Here is a 17,031-nt window from a genome sequence, read left to right on the forward strand (position 1 = left end):
CGTACGTCTTCCTGCCGGCTCCGCTTCGCTAGCCCGCGGTGCCGTACAGGCGGTCGCCGGCGTCGCCCAGACCCGGGACGATGTAGCCGTTCTCGTTCAGGCGCTGATCCAGGGCGGCGGTCACCACGGTGACCGGCAGGCCGGCCAGCTCCTTCTCCAGCACCGCGACGCCCTCCGGCGCCGCCAGCAGCACGACCGCCGTCACATCGGTGGCGCCCCGCTCGATCAGCAGCCGGATCGCGGCGACCAGCGTGCCGCCGGTGGCCAGCATCGGGTCCAGCACGTACACCTGACGGCCGGAGAGGTCGTCCGGCATCCGGGTGGCGTAGGTGGACGCCTCCAGCGTCTCCTCGTTGCGCACCATGCCGAGGAAACCGACCTCGGCGGTCGGCAGCAGCCGGGTCATGCCGTCCAGCATGCCGAGCCCGGCCCGCAGGATCGGCACCACCAGCGGGCGCGGGTAGCTGAGCCGGGTGCCGGTGGTGACGGCGACGGGGGTGGTGATCTCGACCTCGTCGGTCCGCACGTCCCGGGTGGCCTCGTACGCCAGCAGGGTGACCAGCTCGTCGGTGAGCCGACGGAAGGTCGGGGAGTCGGTGCGCTCGTCGCGCAGCGTGGAGAGTTTGTGGGCCACCAGGGGGTGGTCGACGACGTGGATCCGCATGGTCCCGAGCCTATCCGCGCCTGGACACCCGTACGACCCTCGCGCGCCGGGTTCCTGGCCGGGCGCCGCTCCTGTGGTGTCAATCCATGACTTCTGGGAAGGTCAGACCGTATGAAGAGCGACCCGGGCCCCATCCATGGACCCCCCGAGGAGCCCGCCGAGCAGCAGCGCGAAGCACCGCCCGAGACGGAGGCCCAGCGCCGGCGCCGGCGGGCCGTCTTTCTGCGCGAGCTCGCCGAGGCCCGTGAACTGCGGGCCCGAGTGCAACCCAGGAAGACCAAGGAGCGCCGGATGCGCGAGGCACTCCGCATGCGGACCTTCCGGATCTGACACCCCGCGCGCCACTCCGACGCGCCACCCCGGCCGCGCCACGCCGCCGTGAACCCGGGATTCCGACACGACCTGCAAAGACGCGCTGCCGAACACCCCCCGCAAGGCCAGGCTTTCTGTCACGATTCCGATGGGACGGTCCGAACAGCGGACCGCCTCTGGCGCGGGGGCGGCCAGACCGCGTTCGCCCGAGATCGCCGACGGCCGAGACCATTTGGGAGTGTCCCTGGTGGCGTACTTCGCTGCAGTGCTTGCTCGCACCGAGGACGGGTGGGATGTGAGCGAGACCGAGTTGGACAGTGTCGAAACTCTTGCCGATCTTGCCGACCTGGCACGCGAAGCGGCAGAGGACGACAACACCGTGCTGGTGTTCATCGAGCAGGAGGATTCGTGGTTCGCCGTCGTCCGGGTGGACGGCGAGGAGGATCCGCGGATCTTCGTATCGGATGCCGCTGCGGCCGCACGCAGCTCCTATGGGGACGTCGTCCTCACCGAGGAGCTGGTCGGCCGGGCCGGCGACAGTGAGTTCGACGACCTGGACAGCCTGGTCACCGAACTGGAGGAGAGCGAGGACGCCGAGCTCGGCGCCGGCTCCGACGAGGAGGACGACGAGGACGACGGCCCGGCCACCGGCCCCGGCGGGGTCCCGGTCGGACCACTCGGCGACGCCGAGCTGCTGACCGAGTTCGGAATCAGCTCGACCGACCTCCTCGACCTCAGCGGCGAGGGCGCCGAACCCGGCGAGGCGCTCAGCGAGATCGCCGACGCGCTCGGCTGCGCGGAGGTCCTGGAGGCGGTGCGCTAACGGCGGGCGGGGTCGGGGCGGGGCCAGCCGTGTCCGACACTGGTGGGATGCAGCCCCACCTCGACCCCGGCCTCGTCGCCCTCGCCCCGCTCCCCGCCCCCGTCCGCCCCGACCCGGTGCGCGACCCCTGGACGGCGACGATGCGCCTGGCCATCGCCGAGGCCGCCCTGGCCACGGCCACCGGCGACGTCCCGGTCGGCGCCCTGCTGCTCGGCCCCGACGGGACCGTCCTCGGCCGCGGCCACAACGAACGCGAGGCGGTCGGCGACCCGACCGCCCACGCCGAGATCCAGGCCATCCGCCAGGCCGCCGCCGCCGTCGGCGAGTGGCGCCTGACCGGCTGCACCCTGGTGGTCACCCTGGAACCGTGCACCATGTGCGCGGGCGCCATCGTCCTCGCCCGGATCGACCGCGTGGTCTACGGCGCCCTCGACGAGAAGGCCGGCGCGGCCGGCTCCCTCTTCGACGTGATGCGCGACCGCCGCCTCAACCACCGCCCCGAAGTCATCCCCGGCGTCCTCGCCGACACCTGCGCCACCCAGCTCCGCACCTTCTTCGACACCCACCGCTGACCCCCGCCCACTAACGGATTTCGTGACCACGCGACCCGTCCGGTAGAGTCTCCCTCGGTAGCGTGTCCGAGCGGCCAAAGGAGCACGCCTCGAAAGCGTGTGTGGGGGCAACTTCACCGTGGGTTCGAATCCCACCGCTACCGCCATTGAGCAGCACGAAGAAGACCACCCCTCAACCGTTGAGGGGTGGTCTTCTTCGTTTCTCGTCTCAGTTTCCGTCTCGCCCGCCATTGCTGGCCCCTCGCCGGGTCCGTCCGGATCGGGGTCGATCACGTGCCCTTCATCTGTGTCGGCGCTGGCTCAGTCCCGTCCGGGAACCTCTCGACACTCACACTCGTAGTAAAAGCTGCTTGTACTGGGAGTGATGCGGCAGGGGGAGCACATGGGCATCGAGGGACTGACCAGCCGCGAGGCCGTCTTGCAGGCCTTGAAGGAGTTCGACAGTAAAGGTCGAGACTCGTTCCTGGAGAAGCATGGCTTTGACGAGACCGTCCGGCACTATGTCCACCACTGTGACCGGCTCTACGACGCCCAAGCGATCGCAGCTGTCGCGTACGGCTACCAGCACCCCGGGGACGGGCCGCTCTCGGCTGCCCAGGTTTCCGCTGGCCCTCAGGCCGATAGCGTCAGCCCGTTGCTTCGGAACCTTGACTTCACTGTGCTTGATGACCAAACCACGACGACCCCTGATGAGCTCGCGTGGCGGCAGGCCATCTGGGCAAACCTCCAGGCTCGGCGTGGCCAGGACGGTCTGCTCTCGGCCCGCGACATCCGGGCAGTCGGCGCGTATGGCGGCCAACAGGGCATCTGGGTCGACAAGGTCCGGACGGAGCGTGTCAACCGCCGCATCGGAGTCACCGTCGCGTTGAAGCACACGGGTGTGGACTACCCGGATGACCTCAGGGAAGACGGCATGCTCTATCACTACCCAGTCACCAAGCGCGGTGGGCACGATCTGGCGGAGGTAAACGCCACCAAGGCGACTGCGCAGCTCAAACTTCCTGTCTTTGCCATCAGCCAACGCGGGGACCGGCGTTCTGTCCGCCTCGCGTGGGTAGAGGGCTGGGATGACGCGGCCAAGATGTTCTTCGTCAGCTATGGCAACACGCCGCCCGAAGTAGTGCTCGATGCAGATCACTCAGATGACCAGCCATTCGTTCTGGAAGGCAACCGCAGCCGCAGCCAGCTCCGGAACGTGCGCACTCGCCCCGACCAGACGCGCTTCAAGTTCAAGGTGATCCAGCGCTACGGCGCTCGTTGCCCGCTTTCCGGTGTCGAGGTTTCGGCGATGCTGGAGGCCGCCCACCTGCGCGGTGACGCCGACAACGGCAGCCCCGACGCGCGCAATGGCTTGCCTATGAACGCGGCCCTCCACCGAGCCTTCGACCTCCATCTCTTTGCGATCCACCCCGACACCCTGGAGGTCGAGCTACGCCCACAGGGGCCGACTCTCAAACAACTGGGCATCATCCAGCCGCGGCTGGATGGCCTGCCCAACTACCCCCATCGTGATGCCCTGGACTGGCGGTATCGCGCCTGGCAGGCAGACGTGGCAAAGAAGGGCTAACCCATCCCTGCCTCCCGCCGACTCAACTTGCCGCTGCCGCAACCTCGACCGACGGGCCGCACTCGCACCAAACGATCTTCCCGACATCGGCCCGAGGGCAGCAACCCCACCGCAGAGACAGGGACTTGACCAGAATAAGGCCACGCCCTGACTCGTCATCCTGGCCAGTTGCGCGAAGCAGCGGCGAGCGGTCACCGCGCGCGTCGTGCACGTCGATCCGCAACCGGAACTCGTTTACCTCAAGCGATAGCCACACCAGATTGTCGCGGGGCGTGCCATGGACGACGGCGTTGGTCACTAGCTCTGAGAGCAGCAACAGACCCACGTCCAAGAACCGGTGACCACCCTCGACCTCTCCCAGCAGGACGACCAGAAGCCGCCGGGCGATCCCCGGCGACCGCCGGCTACGCGGCAACCAACAACTGTCTTGACCTGCAAACGCGAGTGACCTGTCAGGCATTTCAGGCATGGCGAAGCTACCTTCCGAGCGCACGGGCCGAAGACGTGACCTACGCCGCTCCACGGCCCCAGCGACGGCTGGAACAGGGCACAGGAATGCCCGGCGACGAGCCACAAAGATCACAAAAGTGAACCAACGGACTACTCACCGTTAGTGTGCCTCCTGTCGCGTTATGGCTGCAACATGAATCGCCAAAGTGCATATGCACTTTGGCGTCACGCCTCGCTGGCAAGCGAGAGACTGTGCCAAGACATGGGGCACCATCGATGGGAGGTCGAACCGTGGCAGCACTTCCGACTGTCCGCCGGCGCATGCTCGGGGCGGAACTTCGCAAGATCCGAGAGGGATTGGCGATCACCGTTGACGAGGCTGCGGACCGCCTGGGCTGGCACCAATCCAAGGTGAGTCGAGTCGAGAACGGCCGCTCCGGCGTCCGCCCCCACGAAGTAGGGACACTTCTCGATGTCTATGAGGTGACCGACCCTCAGACCCGGGAAGCGCTCGCAACGCTCGCGCGAGATGGCAAGCGTCGCGTCTGGTGGCAGCCGTATTCCGACGTACTGTCGCAGCGGTACGCGTCGTTCATCTCGTTCGAGGCAGAAGCCGTAGCGGCTCGGAACTACCAAACCACCCTGATCCCAGGGCTTCTCCAGACCTCCGAGTACGCCCGAGCCGTCACGCGTGGCCTCCAGCCGGACACACCACCAGATCAGCTGGACGCCCTCGTCAGTGTTCGACTTGCCCGACAGAACGCTGCGCTCCGTCGTCAAGATCCGCTCAAGCTGTGGGCGATCGTGGACGAGGCGGCCCTACACCGGGTCATGGGCAACGAAGCGACGATGATCAAGCAGCTCCGGCACCTGAACGAGGCATCAGAAGAACCTAACATCACGGTGCAGGTGGTGCCGCTGAGGGCTGGCGCTAACGCCGGGATGCTCGGCGCGTTCGTCATCTTGGAGTTCCCAATCCGAGGCGATCTCGACGTGGTGTGTACAGAGTCCCTGACGAGTAGTCTCTACCTCGAACAGGAAGATGACCTTCGGAAGTACGGTCAGGCGTTCGACCTATTGCGTGCGGCGGCTCTTGATGTGGAACCCTCGCGCGATCTGATCGCGAAGACTGCAAAGGACCTTGAGTGATGCACACGGACCGGCACGGCGTGCACCTTAGCCACGTTGTGTGGCACAAGAGCACGTTCAGCGGGAATCAGGGCGACTGTATCGAGGTCACCGACGGTTTCGCTGGCGCGATGGCGGTCCGAGACAGCAAGGACCCTCACGGTCCCGCGCTGGTCTTTCCCGCCGACGCGTGGCGAGCCTTCGTGGACGGCGTGCGAGCCGGGGATCTCCCCGGCGACTGCTGACCCGCCCTCATCTCTACAGCCCACGGCGGCAAGGGGGTTCGCCCGCATCGCGGAAGTGCCGTTCTACAGTGGCATTTTGACCAGCGCCAACGAATCCAGCGCGCTTCTGCTAAAGGCGTGCGCCGCTGCGAGCTTGTCCGCAGAGCAGGCCGAGCCCATCCGCATCGGAGAGAACGCCCTGTGGCGGCACCACCACCAGGTCGTCGTCCGCATCGGCCGACCCGGGCAGTGGGACGCCGCCGTCCGGGAGCTCGCAGTCGCCCGCTGGCTGTACCACCGACCCACGCCGCCACCGCGAGGAAGCCCACTACCGCCTCACCTGCATCCAGGGTCGACACGGTCCACGGCCCTGGAACTGGGCGGCCGTAAGCTAGGCGTTTCGCTACGTACCGAAAGCGATGACCACGCACCTGCTCGACAATGTGCTTACCTTGCAGGCCAACTGACGATATTGCAGTTGATTCTGACCACTTGCCCGCACCCTCGATGGTGCGACCTGGTCTGTGCTACGTTCCGAATCCGAACCGAACATAGGTGACCCCGGCGGTGCGCTAACACCCCGGGGTCCGGCACAGGAGCAGGAACTCCAGATGCTTGTACATCGTAGCGCTCACGCGCGAAACTTCACCGTGCTGCCCAACGGCCTGCTGCAGGACCGTCGGCTCAGCTACACCGCCCGCGGCCTGCTGACCGACCTGCTCTCTCGCCCCGACGGCTGGCGCGAGGATGGCCGAGCGATGGCGGACTCCAGCCCCCAGGGGCGCGGGGCGATCCGCAAGGCCCTGAAGGAGCTGACCGAAGCCGGCTACTACCGGGTCGTGAAACGGCGGATGGAGGACGGGAGGATCCGCAGCGAGGCCCACGTCTTCGACACCCCTCAGCTGGAGGCACCAGGTGTCCCCCGTCCGGCCTCCGGTTCGGCGAAGACCGGCGTTGCTGACGTCCCTCTTGTAAAGGACCTGGTCGAAGAACCCTCCCTCCCCAACAGGGTTGCTGACGAGCCGTCGTCCGCTGCCGGGGCCAGAGAGGAACCCGGGAGGGAGGTGGGCCATCAAACGGACGAGCTGGACCGATCGGCAGCACTGACCCTGTTCAGGGTGATCAAGTCCGAGCCGCGCCTGCACCTGGGCAGAGCTCGCTCAGGCCCTGCTGTCTGGCCTTCCCACGACCGTGCACTCGCCGGTCGGCATGCTCCGAAACCGCCTGAAGCGCAAGATGCCGCCCCTCCACACCCCCGAGCAGCCCGCCGCCGAGCCCTCTTACGACGAGTGCGCCAAGTGCCATGCCCCGATGGCGCGGGCAGGCATCTGCCGACCGTGCGCCGGTTACGGCACGCGGGTGATCGCGGTCGGTGGCGGTGCTGCGGCGACCGTCGACGGGGCCGGCCGCGCCCGGGCCGCGATGCGCGCCGCCAGGACCGCCCTGGGCATCGGCAGACCACGCGCGGAGCACTGCGCGGGTGTGAATCTCGTCAGGTTTGATACGACCAACTGAAGACGTCATGTTCCGAGGAGCTGTCTGATCGTCAGGCGGCGGCAGGAACACGAGTTGTGGAGTCAGCGAGGAGGCGGTCGATGGGGTGGGTGGCGGAGTGGGCGGCGGATTCGCTGTTGGGGTGGAGGGGGAGCCAGTCACCGGCGTAGTCGATGCGGCGGGGTGGGCGGGTGAGGAAGGGGCGCTCGTCGGCGGGCATCGCGGGGTGCAGCGCGAGGGCGGCGGGGAGGGCGAGGACGGCCTGGCGCGCGGTGAGGGTACGGCCGTCCGCGAAGCGCAGGCGGACGGCGCCTGGCTGCTCGGTGAGCTCGGCGAGGCAGGCGCCGGTGGTGACCGGGAGGCGGTCCGCGAGGCGGCGGGCCAGGGTGTCCATGCCGTCCCTGTACGTCATCCAGCGGGCGCCGGGGCCGCCGGTGGCGGCGAGCATGGTGGCCATCGGGTCGATCGCGGAGCGTTCGGGGTGCCAGCCGAAGAAGCAGCTCGCGACCGGTTGGAGCAGCGCGTCGTAGAGCGATCGGCAGGACGTCCGCGGTGCCGAGGCCGACCGCGCGGATCAGCTCCCAGGTGGCGGGGTAGCCGTGGGCGGCGATGGTCTCGGCACCGTCGTCGATCCGGTAGCCGTCGGCAGGCTGGACGTCATCCGGCCGCCGACTCGGGGCGCTGGCTCGAAGAGCTGGACGGACCGGGCGGCTTGCCGCGGCCGGTGGGCGGTGGCCAGGCGGGCGAGGCCGGCGCGGATCACGGCGGCGTCGAGGGCGGGCACGCTCATGTCCACCGGCCGGTGCCGGAGGCGGCGACGCCCGTGAGGTAGCGGTCGCGGAGCTCGTGGCGGCGGACCTTGCCGGTGCCGGTGCGCGGCAGCGCGTCCCAGCCGATCAGCAGCGGCTCGGCCAGCGGCGGCAGGTCGTGGACGGCGCGCTGCCAGTGCCGCGGGTCGAGCGTGCCGTCCCGGGTGACCAGGACGGGCAGCGGCGGGCGGTGGCCGCCCGCCTCACGGCCGGTGCCCAGCACGACGACCTCCTCGACGTCGGGCAGCCGCTCGTGCAGGACGTCCTCCAGCTCGACGCAGCTCAGCCCGGGGATCATGTCCACCTCGCGGTCCAGCAGCCGCAGCCGGCCGGTGCGGCTGCGCACCCCGATGTCGCCGGTGTTGAACCAGCGGCCGCTGGCCTTCGCCGCCCAGCGCTCCTGCTCCCCCTCGTAGCCGAGGCAGCGGCCGGGGGTGCGGGCGAGGATGACGCCCGGTTCGCCGCGGCGCACCGGGCGGAAGGTCTCCGGGTGGACCACCCGCAGCCCGACCCGGCCCGGGATCGGCCGGCCCAGGTCGCGGGTGGTGGGGTGGCGCCCGTCGCGCTCGGCCATCGCCCGCCGGGTGAGCAGGCGGAAGGTGAGCGGGCCGGTCTCGGTCTGCCCCCAGCCCTGCAGCCAGAGCGGGTGCCGGCGGCGCGAGGCGGTCAGGAAGGTGCGCACGGTGGGCGGGTGCATCGCGTCGAAGGTGCTGATGAAGACCCGCATATCGGTGAACGGGCTGTCCGGCTCGGCCGCCATCCGCTGCCAGCGGACGTAGCTGGCGGGCAGCGCCTCCAGCACCGTGGGCCGGTGTGCGCGCAGCAGCCGGCCGGCCTGCTCGGGGTCGGAGTCCGCCAGCAGCAGGGCCGTGCGCGGCATCCGCCACAGCGCGGAGATGGTCCAGGAGACGGCGCGGCCGTGCGAGAAGGAGACCGCGCTGGCGACGGTGTCCTCGCGGCGGACCGAGAGGATCGGCAGCGCGCGGGTCTCGGCGGCGGTGAGCTTGCGGATCAGGCTGCTGGTCGAGTGGACCACCAGTTTGGGCAGGCCGGTGGTGCCGGAGGTGTGGATGATCACCAGCGGCTCGTCGTGGCGGCGCCGGTGCACGGGCGGGACGGCGCCGCCACGCAGCGAGTCGGCGTCGATGGCGCCGAGCGCGGGCCCGTCCAGGCAGAGCGTGCGGATGCCGTGCCCGGACGAGCCGAAGGCGAGCGTGTAGCGGTCCGACACCAGCAGGGCCGGCTCCAGCCGGCGCAGCAGGGAGCGCAGGCTGACCGGGCCGAGGTGGCCGGAGATCAGCGCGGGCACCGCGCCGATCCGCACGGCGGCTGCGGCCAGCAGTGCGTAGTCCCAGTGGTTGCGCTTGTGGACGGCGACCCGGTGTCCGGGCGCGACCCCGGCGGCGGCCAGCTGCGCCGAGGTCTCCCGTACCAGCTCGGCGAGTTGGGGGATGGTCCACTCGGTGCCGGCCTCCGGGGCCAGCTCCAGCGGACGGCTGAGGCGCACGACGGTGGGCGAGCCGCGCTCGGCCAGGGTCTCGAAGAGCGGGCCGAGGTCGAGCGGCTTGGTCCTGGTCAACACTCTCACGCGGCACCGCCGTTCGGCAGGCAGGCGCCCAACAGCAGCGCCAGCACGGCGAGTTCTGGAGCGGTCGCACCGTAGTCGGACGGGGCGGGGCGGGCAGTGCTCGGGGTCGTCCGCGGTCCGTTGAGCAGGCCGGTGGCGGCGGTGGTGTTCAAGGGAGTTCGGGTTCCTCCGGTCAGAGCGGGACGGGTCGTCAAGCCGGTCGGTGGCCGTGCACGGAGTAGAGGACCGGCGAGACCGCCTGGAACTACCGGTGGCTTACTGGAAGGTGAGGTCGTAGACACCCGTGGAGCGGGCGGTGGACTTGGCCTCGTCGTTGCCCGAACTCGGGGCTAGTTGATCACAACGAGAAGCCAGTTGATCACTCTCGATGTCGCGATGGTTGCGATGGCCTCACCCTGCGGCTGCCCTTGCGCGCCAAGGGATCTCATCGTCCACGAACCGTCCGGATCGGCCATTCGCCGGGGCACGGACATCACCCGGACGGGGAATGCTCTTCACCCGCGCGGCGGAGCAAGCCGGCTCCCCGGCGAAGTGCACGAGCTGGTCAGCACGGGAGAACCGGTGACCGGGGAGGAGCTGGGCCTCGTGTCGGAGGCCGCGGTCCGCTTCACGTAGTGAACGAATGGTGGGGGGAGCGGCCTCGGGGGGAGGAGGCCGCTCCCCCGGCGGAGACGTCCCACAATCGGCACCGCGTCGGGGGGAAGCCGCGGCACCGATCCCACAGCGGGGAGCTCCGGATCCACGCACCGGGGATTCCTGCCAGATCCTCGGTACGCCCTCCATCCTGCCGCGCAGGTCGGGGCACGGCATCCGGAGAAGGACCCGACTCCCGGGGACCTTCGTCCCGGCAGGTGAACGCGTTGCAGACATCCGTTGGGCCATCCGGTGGATAAGCTGCCCACCACATGGGGCAACAGGGTACGGCGGAGGAAGCAGGGCGGTTCGATGGCACAGGCGAGGAAGATCGGCATGTACGTGCTGCTGATTTTCGTGGGTTACACGATCATCCACTCCCCCGCACGCGCGGCGGAGCTGGTCCAGTCGGGCTTCGTGGGCATCTCGGAGGCCGCGAAGTCGGTGGGGGCGTTCATGACCGGGCTGGTCAAATAACCGCCTCCTCGATCAGCTGCTGGACGGCTGCGCGCTCGACGGCGGCCGCGGACTACCGTGGCGGGGTCCGTCACCCTCCCCACCACTAGGAGCGCCACCGTGATCCGGCACCTGGTCCTGTTCAAGCTCAACGAAGGCATCGCCAAGGACGACGAGCGCGCGATCGCCGCCGCCGAGGGCTTCGTGGGCCTCGACCAGCAGATCCCCGAGCTGTTGGAGTGGCAGATCGGCTGGAACATCAGCCCGCGCGACGTCGCCTACGACTTCGCGCTCAACAGCCTGCTCGCCGACGAGGCCGCCCTGGCGGCGTACGCCACCCATCCGGCGCATGTCGCGGTGGCCAAGCAGTGGCGGGAGATCGCCACTCTCGTGGTCGCCGACTTCGAGGTCTGATCCCGGCTCCGGCCCGTAGATCGCACCCGCACGACCCAACGGCCCCCCGCCCCGCTGCCGACTGCCCCGCAGTCGCCCGCGGGACCGGGGGGCCGCGCCGCGCCCGGCCCCACTCGTCCGACTGGCCGTCCCGGCACCACCCCCGCCGCCAACACGCCTCCACCGGGTACTTGAAGGACCTGTGCCCGTCTTGTGATGCTATGACCGATTTCGCCGGGCACGACAGGGTGGTGGACCGAGGGAGGATGACACGTCCGTGCGGATCCAGGACGATACGCCGGACGCCGGCATGAGCAGTACGACGAGCGGACCGGCCGGTGCCGGGGCCGCCGACTCGGGCGCCGTGGTCGAGGAGGAGGACGCCGACAACGCCGGCGGGCAGCCGGGGCGTCCGATCGACGTCCGCACGCTCACCCGGGTGCTCTTCGAGCGCCTCGCCGAGCTGCCACCGGACGCACCCGAGCGCGAGCAGGTGCGGGCCGCCCTGATCGAGGTCAACATCCCGCTGGTGCGCTACGCGGCCACCCGGTTCCGCAGCCGCAACGAGCCGATGGAGGACGTCGTCCAGGTCGGCACGATCGGCCTGATCAACGCGATCGACCGGTTCGACCCGCACCGCGGCGTGCAGTTCCCGACGTACGCGCTGCCGACCATCCTCGGCGAGATCAAGCGCTACTTCCGCGACAACGTCCGCACCATGCATGTGCCGCGCCGGCTCCAGGAGCTCTGGGTGCAGGTCAGCGGCGCCATGGAGGAGCTGACGGTGACCCACGGCCGCACCCCCAAGGTGCCGGAGATCGCCGCCAACCTGCGGATCCCCGAGGAGGACGTCCGGGCCTGCCTGGACGCCGGGCGCGCCTACAGCGCCGCCTCGCTGGAGGCCGCCCAGGAGCACGAGGGCGGCCTGGCGCTGCTGGACCGGCTGGGCTACGAGGACTCGGCGCTCACCGACGTCGAGCACCGCGACATGGTGCGGCACCTGCTGGTGCAGCTGCCCGAGCGCGAGCGACGGATCGTCATGCTGCGCTTCTTCGCCAATCTGACGCAGTCCCAGATCAGCACCGAGCTCGGCATGTCCCAGATGCATGTGTCACGTCTGCTGGCCCGCATCCTGACCCGGCTGCGGACCGGCAACTCCTGGGAGGAGTAAGGGAAGTGGACGCCGAGCGGCCGCGCGGCGGACATTGCTGCGTGCTACCGGCGCGTGACATCTTGCGACGTTCGGGTTTGCCGGGGACTGTGATCCGGTAATCAAGCGGTGGGGGGCGTCGGCGACTCGGCGCGCACCGGGGAACCGCCGCACGGCGGAGCCCGTTGAATCAGTGACGAGGGGGTGGGTGCATGTCCGCAGAGCTGGGCAGCGCAGAGATCCACGGCAGCACGGCGGTCGCCGAGCACGCTCCGCAGGAGCAGGCCCCGGCAGGCGAAGCCGTCGCGCCCACCGCCCCCGCCGAGCCCGTGCTGCAGCTCCCGGCGCCGCGCCAGCAGCCGGCCCTCGGGCCCGGCCTGGACACCCGCACGCTGTCCCGCTCGCTGTTCCGTCGGCTGGCCACCCTGAGCGCCGGCAGCGACGAGCACACCTACGTCCGCGACACCCTGATCGAGCTCAACCTGCCGCTGGTCCGGTACGCCTCCGCGCGGTTCCGCAGCCGCAACGAGCCGATGGAGGACATCGTCCAGGTCGGCACGATCGGCCTGATCAAGGCGATCGACCGGTTCGACCCGGAGCGCGGGGTGGAGTTCCCGACCTTCGCGATGCCGACCGTGGTGGGCGAGATCAAGCGCTTCTTCCGCGACACCAGCTGGTCGGTCCGGGTGCCCCGGCGCCTGCAGGAGCTGCGGCTGGCGCTCACCAAGGCCGGCGACGAGCTGTCCCAGCGCCTGGACCGCTCGCCCACCGTCGCCGAGCTGGCGGTGTGCCTGGGCGTCAGCGAGGAGGACGTGGTCGAGGGCCTGGCCGTCGGCAACGCCTACACCGCGAGCTCGCTCGACTCCAGCCCCGGCGAGGAGGACGGCGACGGCCCGCTCGCCGAGCGCCTCGGCTACGAGGATCTCGCCCTGGAGGGGGTGGAGTACCGCGAGTCGCTCAAGCCGCTGCTCGCCAAGCTCCCCCCGCGCGAGCGCCGGATCATCATGCTGCGCTTCTTCGGCAACCTGACCCAGTCGCAGATCGGCGAGGAGATCGGCATCTCCCAGATGCACGTCTCGCGGCTGCTGACCAAGACCCTCACCCAGCTCCGCGAGGGCCTGATCAGCGAGGCCTGAGCAGCAAGGCCTGACCGGGCGCGCGCTCAGTCCTCCAGCAGGTTCTCGCGCAGGCCGGCCAGCACGGTGTCGTCCAGGCCCAGGCCGGTCTGCCAGAAGTCCTCGAAGGACGACCAGCCGGCCGCCACCTCGGTGAACGCCGCCTCCAGGTAGCGGCGGTCGGCGCGGAAGAGCGGCAGCAGCAGCTTGGGCTCCTGCATCAGCCCACGGGTGCCGAAGCTGTCGACGATCTGCTCGATCAGCGCGCCCGAGCGGGTGTTGGTCAGCAGGTAGTCCTCGAAGACGGTCTCGCGCTCGACCCCGAGAGCGGTGAGCAGCAGCGCCGCCGTCCAGCCGGTGCGGTCCTTGCCCGCCGTGCAGTGGAAGAGCAGCGGCGGACCGTCGGGCGCGGCCAGCAGGCGCAGCACGGTGGCGAAGCGCTCGCGGGCCAGCGGGTCGGTGATGAACCAGCGGTAGAGGCCGATCATCATCTCGGCGGCCTTGCCATCGCCGAGCAGGTCCTGCTGCTTGACCGGGTCGCGGTCGGCCAGCGCGTCACGCAGCGCGACGTAGATGTCGAAGTCCGCGGCGAACAGCGGCAGGTGGTGCAGGGTGATGCCGTCCGGTGTGGTGCGCCGCACGGTGACTGGCTCGGCGGAGAGCTCGGCGGCCGCGATGTCGGCCACCGGCAGTCCTGGCACCCGGTCAGGACCGGCCTCGCGGACCTCGTCCAGGCTGCGCAGGTCGACGATCTGACGCAGGCCCAGCGTGGCGAGCAGCTCCATGTCCTCGTCGCCCAGCCGGTTCAGGCCGTCGCTGCGCAGCGCCACGCCGTGGCGCACCAGCCGCCCCTGCGCCGTGCGGTAGCCGCCGAGATCCCGGGCGTTGACCGCTCCGCGCAATCCGAGGGTTCGTGCTACCGGTTGGACGTTGTCCGTGATGGACTGCTGCGTCACAGTGGTTCTCCTAAAATATCGAACAACGGAGCGGAACAAAGGGGGGGCCACCCACTCTGAACACCCCCTTTCAGACGCTTCAACCAGACAAGACTACGAACCTGTACGTCCGATGGGACGCCTTCACAAGGTGACGGCACTCTTGACACTGTGCACGTCATATACCCGCAGGTGGCACGCCTTGTCGAGGAGAAGCTGTCATGGACTTGCAAATCCCTGCTCAGTTAAGTCTTCCGCAACTCACAGTTGGTGCCTAACATGGCGCCGACGTGAACATATGTGACAGATTCACGGTCCCCTCACCCGTTTGGCGGCATGGCCAAGTATTTCTGCCCCACCATGGTCGCAAGTGAACCGCAGCCATTTCCGTGCGGCACGGGGGACTCAAGTGATCATTCGGGGTGGGCGAGCGGGGTCGTCTGCCCTGCTCAGGGGAGGAACACCGAACTATGGGTCAAGCGACCCGTCGTGCTGCCGCCTGCGCGGCAGCAGGTCTGCTGGCAGCCGGTCTGCAGACCACAACCGCGCACGCCGCGGCTCAGAACCGCATCGACCTCGCAGTTCTGCTGGTGGACGACGGTGGCCCGGCCACCGCCGCCATCGCCGCGGAACTGACGAGTGAGGGCACCCCGTACACCACGGTGAAGCTCTCGGACCCGAACCGTCCGACGATCAACGCCGCCTTCCTCAGCGACACCCTGAACGGCGCCCCCCGGGCGAAGTTCGAGGGCGTCGTGCTGCCCAACGACAACCCCTTCGGCACCGGCTCGGCCGAGATGACCGCGCTCGCCACGTACGAGGCGACGTTCGGCATCCGGCAGATCGACGCGTACACCTACGCGCGGCCCGACGTCGGTCTCAACTGGGCGCAGAACCCCGGGTACATAGGCAGCCTGGACGGCACCCAGGGTGCTGTCACGGCCGCCGGCACCGCCGGACCGTTCGGCTACCTCACGGGCAGCGTCCCGTTCGAGCAGCCCAACCCCGCCATCAGCACCAGCTACGGCTACCTGGCCACGCCGCTGACCACCCTGCCAGCCGGCGCCTCGTTCACACCCCTGGTGGACGCGCCGATCCCGGGCACCACCTCGCGCGGTTCGCTGGTGGGCGAGTACGCCCACGACAACCGCAAGGAACTGGTCGTCACCTTCGTCTACAACCAGTACCAGCAGCAGTTCCGGCTGCTGGCCCGCGGCATGGTCGACTGGGTCACCCAGGGTGTCCACCTCGGCTACGACCGCAACTACTTCGAGGTCCACGTCGACGACCTCTTCCTCTCGGACGACAGGTGGAGCACGACCCTCAAGTGCACGCCGGGCGACGTCACCTGCCCGCCGAACACCAGCCCGGACCTCAACCCGATCCGGATGACGCCTTCGGACGTCGACACCCTGGTCGCGTGGGAGAAGGCCAACAACTTCACCGTCGACTTCGCCTTCAACGGCGGCGGCAGCGCGGACTGGGAGTCGGAGAACAACACAACGACCGACCCGCTGCTGACGAAGTTCCTGGCCGACCAGTCGTCGTTCCGGTTCATCAACCACACCTGGGACCACCCCTTCCTCGGCTGCCAGCAGAACGTCACCGTGGTGCCGTGGAAGTGCCAGACCGACGCCGGCGGGAACACCCTCTGGGTCGACGAGGCCACCATCCAGAGCGAGATCCAGGAGAACATCACCTGGGCCCAGCAGGAGGGTCTCAAGATCAACCCGACCGAGCTGATCACCGGTGAGCACTCGGGCCTGGTCACGCTGCCGCAGCAGCCGACCGACAACCCGAACCTGGCCCCGGCGCTCACCGCGGCGGGCATCCAGTGGACCGGCAGCGACGCCTCGCGCGAGTTCAACCAGCGCCCGATCACCGGCAGCCCGACGCTGACGGTCCCGCGGTACCCGATGAACGTCTTCTACAACGCGGCCACCGCCGTCGAGGAGACCGACGAGTACAACTGGATCTACAACAGCACGGCCAACGGCGGCAGCGGCCTGTGCCAGACCTCGGGCAACTCCACCTGCCTGCCGGCCCCGCTGGACGAGAACACCGGCTACACGTCGTACATCGTGCCCACCGAGACCAAGATCGACCTCGGGCAGGCGCTCAACAACGACCCGCGGCCGCACTTCATCCACCAGTCCAACTTCGCCGAGGGCCAGATCGCGTACCCGGTCCTCAACAGCATCCTGAACACCTACAAGGGGCTGTACAACAGCAACACCCCGCTGGTGAGCATGAGCGAGAGCAGCATCGGCAGCGAGCTGCAGAACCGTTCCGCCTGGGCCACGGCCGTCTCCAACGGCCAGGTGACCGGCTACCGGATCGGCAACACCGTCACGGTCAGCACGCCCTCGGGCGTGCAGGTCGAGGCCACCATGCCGACCGGCACCACGCAGAAGCTGATGCTCGGCAGCACCGCGTTCGGCTCGGCGTACGCCGGCACGCTCTCCGGCTGGGTCGCTCCGGGTCCCTTCCAGGGCGCGGTCACCCTCACCCTGAGCGCGGCGAACACCCCCACCGGTGCGGCCGTGGTCAAGGCGAAGTCGGTCAAGGTCGACTCGGCGGCGCCGAAGACGGTCGTGCCGCAGGGCGTGACCAAGGCCGTTCCGGTCAGCCCCGGCGACACCAAGCGGACCAAGGGCAAGTCCCTGGTCCCGAACACCGGCAAGTAACAAGTAACGAGCTCCGGCCGGCGGCCCACAC

The 17,031-nt window shown here is 69.3% G+C and carries 17 protein-coding genes and 1 tRNA gene; 13 read left to right on the plus strand and 5 right to left on the minus strand.

What is annotated here, in order from left to right; translation table 11 throughout:
* Window positions 1-28 precede the first annotated feature (28 nt).
* A complete protein-coding gene (gene upp / locus P3T34_RS19315; RefSeq protein WP_280667282.1) occupies window positions 29-664 on the minus strand; it encodes a uracil phosphoribosyltransferase in 636 nt (211 codons plus the stop codon).
* A gap of 111 nt (window positions 665-775) precedes the next feature.
* Between upp and P3T34_RS19320 the strand changes: the two genes are divergently transcribed.
* The 8 genes from P3T34_RS19320 to P3T34_RS19355 all read left to right on the plus strand — a co-directional run bounded on the left by P3T34_RS19320 (window position 776) and on the right by P3T34_RS19355 (window position 7,255).
* A complete protein-coding gene (locus P3T34_RS19320; protein WP_280667283.1) occupies window positions 776-994 on the plus strand; it encodes a hypothetical protein in 219 nt (72 codons plus the stop codon).
* A 229-nt stretch (window positions 995-1,223) separates the two neighbouring features.
* A complete protein-coding gene (locus P3T34_RS19325) occupies window positions 1,224-1,799 on the plus strand; it encodes a hypothetical protein (protein ID WP_280667284.1) in 576 nt (191 codons plus the stop codon).
* A gap of 47 nt (window positions 1,800-1,846) precedes the next feature.
* On the plus strand, window positions 1,847-2,371 hold the full coding sequence (gene tadA, locus P3T34_RS19330) for a tRNA adenosine(34) deaminase TadA (RefSeq protein WP_280667285.1): 525 nt from the start codon (window positions 1,847-1,849) through the stop codon (window positions 2,369-2,371).
* A 56-nt stretch (window positions 2,372-2,427) separates the two neighbouring features.
* Window positions 2,428-2,517: transfer RNA gene (locus P3T34_RS19335), tRNA-Ser, on the plus strand.
* Between the two features lie 236 nt (window positions 2,518-2,753).
* Window positions 2,754-3,938 carry an HNH endonuclease gene (locus tag P3T34_RS19340; protein WP_280667286.1) on the plus strand — a complete coding sequence of 395 codons (1,185 nt, stop codon included), beginning with the start codon at window positions 2,754-2,756 and terminating at the stop codon, window positions 3,936-3,938.
* A 741-nt stretch (window positions 3,939-4,679) separates the two neighbouring features.
* Complete coding sequence (locus tag P3T34_RS19345; protein ID WP_280667287.1) at window positions 4,680-5,537, plus strand: helix-turn-helix transcriptional regulator; 858 nt, start codon at window positions 4,680-4,682, stop codon at window positions 5,535-5,537.
* Window positions 5,537-5,761, plus strand: a complete 225-nt coding sequence (locus tag P3T34_RS19350) for a DUF397 domain-containing protein (RefSeq protein ID WP_280667288.1) — start codon at window positions 5,537-5,539, stop codon at window positions 5,759-5,761. The genes P3T34_RS19345 and P3T34_RS19350 overlap by 1 nt, the downstream gene beginning before the upstream one ends.
* A 1,188-nt stretch (window positions 5,762-6,949) precedes the next feature.
* A complete protein-coding gene (locus tag P3T34_RS19355) occupies window positions 6,950-7,255 on the plus strand; it encodes a hypothetical protein (RefSeq protein ID WP_280667289.1) in 306 nt (101 codons plus the stop codon).
* A gap of 31 nt (window positions 7,256-7,286) precedes the next feature.
* Here P3T34_RS19355 and P3T34_RS19360 read toward each other — a convergent pair whose 3' ends face one another.
* From P3T34_RS19360 to P3T34_RS19370, 3 genes are all read right to left on the minus strand, one after another.
* A complete protein-coding gene (locus P3T34_RS19360) occupies window positions 7,287-7,754 on the minus strand; it encodes an FAD-dependent oxidoreductase (RefSeq protein ID WP_280672221.1) in 468 nt (155 codons plus the stop codon).
* Between the two features lie 266 nt (window positions 7,755-8,020).
* Window positions 8,021-9,622, minus strand: a complete 1,602-nt coding sequence (locus P3T34_RS19365) for a class I adenylate-forming enzyme family protein (protein ID WP_280667290.1) — start codon at window positions 9,620-9,622, stop codon at window positions 8,021-8,023.
* A 5-nt stretch (window positions 9,623-9,627) separates the two neighbouring features.
* Window positions 9,628-9,783 (minus strand): hypothetical protein, encoded by a 156-nt coding sequence (locus P3T34_RS19370; RefSeq protein ID WP_280667291.1) that lies wholly within the window; start codon window positions 9,781-9,783, stop codon window positions 9,628-9,630.
* 793 nt (window positions 9,784-10,576) lie between these two features.
* Here P3T34_RS19370 and P3T34_RS19375 point away from each other — a divergent pair.
* The 4 genes from P3T34_RS19375 to P3T34_RS19390 all read left to right on the plus strand — a co-directional run bounded on the left by P3T34_RS19375 (window position 10,577) and on the right by P3T34_RS19390 (window position 13,399).
* Window positions 10,577-10,741, plus strand: coding sequence for a hypothetical protein (locus tag P3T34_RS19375; protein ID WP_280667292.1), 165 nt, complete (start codon window positions 10,577-10,579; stop codon window positions 10,739-10,741).
* A 99-nt stretch (window positions 10,742-10,840) separates the two neighbouring features.
* Window positions 10,841-11,134 carry a Dabb family protein gene (locus P3T34_RS19380; RefSeq protein ID WP_280667293.1) on the plus strand — a complete coding sequence of 98 codons (294 nt, stop codon included), beginning with the start codon at window positions 10,841-10,843 and terminating at the stop codon, window positions 11,132-11,134.
* A 289-nt stretch (window positions 11,135-11,423) separates the two neighbouring features.
* The gene (locus tag P3T34_RS19385) at window positions 11,424-12,284 is read left to right on the plus strand and encodes an RNA polymerase sigma factor SigF (RefSeq protein ID WP_280667294.1); all 861 of its coding nucleotides are present in this window, start codon (window positions 11,424-11,426) and stop codon (window positions 12,282-12,284) included.
* 191 nt (window positions 12,285-12,475) lie between these two features.
* Window positions 12,476-13,399: an RNA polymerase sigma factor SigF gene (locus P3T34_RS19390; RefSeq protein ID WP_280667295.1), complete on the plus strand. Its 924-nt coding sequence runs from the start codon at window positions 12,476-12,478 to the stop codon at window positions 13,397-13,399.
* A 26-nt stretch (window positions 13,400-13,425) separates the two neighbouring features.
* On the opposite strand, the gene P3T34_RS19395 is transcribed toward P3T34_RS19390, so the two are convergent.
* A complete protein-coding gene (locus P3T34_RS19395) occupies window positions 13,426-14,334 on the minus strand; it encodes a tyrosine-protein phosphatase (RefSeq protein WP_280667296.1) in 909 nt (302 codons plus the stop codon).
* Between the two features lie 449 nt (window positions 14,335-14,783).
* On the opposite strand from P3T34_RS19395, the gene P3T34_RS19400 reads away from it, so the two are divergent.
* Window positions 14,784-17,000 (plus strand): hypothetical protein, encoded by a 2,217-nt coding sequence (locus tag P3T34_RS19400; protein ID WP_280667297.1) that lies wholly within the window; start codon window positions 14,784-14,786, stop codon window positions 16,998-17,000.
* Window positions 17,001-17,031 lie beyond the last annotated feature (31 nt).

The sequence above is a fragment of the Kitasatospora sp. MAP12-44 genome (genome assembly GCF_029892095.1).
Lineage (GTDB): Bacteria > Actinomycetota > Actinomycetes > Streptomycetales > Streptomycetaceae > Kitasatospora.